3 protein-coding genes are annotated in these 1,472 nt (G+C 43.0%); all 3 read left to right on the top strand.

The features are described 5' to 3' along the window. Nucleotides 1-113: 113 nt before the first annotated feature. Nucleotides 114-434 (top strand): hypothetical protein, encoded by a 321-nt coding sequence (locus tag DFR27_RS12470; RefSeq protein ID WP_121877807.1) that lies wholly within the window; start codon nt 114-116, stop codon nt 432-434. A gap of 266 nt (nt 435-700) precedes the next feature. Next, entirely contained in the window at nt 701-961 is a 261-nt protein-coding gene (locus tag DFR27_RS12550; protein WP_147434549.1) for a hypothetical protein, read from the top strand. 62 nt (nt 962-1,023) lie between these two features. Next, nucleotides 1,024-1,359, top strand: coding sequence for a hypothetical protein (locus DFR27_RS12460; RefSeq protein ID WP_121877805.1), 336 nt, complete (start codon nt 1,024-1,026; stop codon nt 1,357-1,359). The last annotated feature ends 113 nt before the right edge of the window (nt 1,360-1,472 follow it).

Raw genomic sequence — 1,472 nt, 5'->3', positions numbered from 1 at the left:
TTCCTAACCTGAGGGATCGTGCTTCTTAGAGAGTTGAATATAACAAATCGTTGTTGCTGCCTTCGCTTCGCGTCGGCCGCAAAACGAAAACGTTATGCAAATTAAGGAAAAACATGAAGATCACTGCTAAAAAACTCACCAAAGGCTCAGTTTTTAAGATTTATTTCTTGGGTTTGGCCGGTGGCTTTTTCGTTTTATTTTTTATTTTTGGCATTTCAGCAATATTTGGGGCAGAAACGGTGAAATTGGAAGGTCAACCTGTTACCGGCATTATGGGGTTTGTAACTGCAATGCTTATGTGGCCATTCTTTAGTTTCTTCTTCGCTGGATTCATGTGGCTTATTAGCATTCTTGGGTTGTGGTTATACTCACTTATTAAGCCAATAACTATATCCTTTAAGGGTGTTGCTGACGAGAAATCGGAAAATGCATAACAATCGCAGCCACACCGGCCTATCGGCCTCGACTCGCTACGCTCGCGTGTGCTGCGGGCGTTAGATGCTCAGAGAGGAGATATGAAATGCTACGGATAGTCACTATTATTTTCACACTATCGATTATCGGGTGCTCGAATACGAATACTTACGATTTTTCTACGCCAAAAATCACAGGTATCGAAATTCGATCGGATGCTGTTGAGGTCATATATGACCAGGATTTCGGGAGCTGGACTTCGCAAACGACGGAGTACAGGAGCATATTGCCGATCCTTTTTGGTGTTAATGAGGCGCTTAATTGCGATACCGATTCTGAACTACTTATTGTAGCAATGGATAGTATTATTAATTCAGATTCTGTTGGGGATCCGAGTTGGGAATCCGATTCGGAAGCTCGCATGCTAGAAGCGATGAAAGATTCATCGGTTCTATCGGTCACTTCCACCTCATACGAATATCAGGATGGGGTTAAAGTTATCTATTCTTGCACGGATAGCGATCTGGAATCTAACAAAGCCGTCTAAATCGACGGCCTTTAAAAGCAAGGCCGCGATTAACGGCGGCGTTATGTGCCATTGGATAATTAATGATTAATCGAATAGCTATCTACACCATTGCACACATTGTTTTAGCTATTGTTTTTTGGCTTTTAGCAGCGGGAGCAACTGGCTTAGGTTTTAAAGATGATTGGAGTGCGTTTGATTTTATCTATTACGTGCTTTCGCTTTTAGGTGTATACATCTTTGCTTTACCAGCATGGCTGTTACTTTCAACAGAATTACCAGTGTGGGGGAACTATTTAATTCTTCCATTACAAGTCCTATATAGCTTCATTTCAGTTAATATATTTCTATTCCTGATCGAGCTGTATAGATCACATAACAAAGCAAGGCAAAATGGCCCTGCGGGCCGGACGCGCTAAGGCGCGCCTTTGCTTGCAGGCGTTATATTCGGCCCATTATCGAGCCGAAATCACCGGGTTCGACAGGTTCGTCGAGCGACGGTGCCTTGAAAGTATAGTTATCGAGTGGCGAG

The sequence above is a fragment of the Umboniibacter marinipuniceus genome, assembly GCF_003688415.1.
Lineage (GTDB): Bacteria > Pseudomonadota > Gammaproteobacteria > Pseudomonadales > DSM-25080 > Umboniibacter > Umboniibacter marinipuniceus.
The sequence above is the reverse complement of the archived record's forward strand: the minus strand, read 5'-3'. Positions and strand labels throughout refer to the sequence as shown.

Excerpts from the sequence above, each read along its gene's own strand:
- DFR27_RS12470 (WP_121877807.1), top strand. The coding sequence starts at position 114 with ATGAAGATCACTGCTAAAAAACTCACCAAAGGCTCAGTTTTTAAGATT.
- DFR27_RS12460 (WP_121877805.1), top strand. The coding sequence starts at position 1,024 with ATGATTAATCGAATAGCTATCTACACCATTGCACACATTGTTTTAGCT.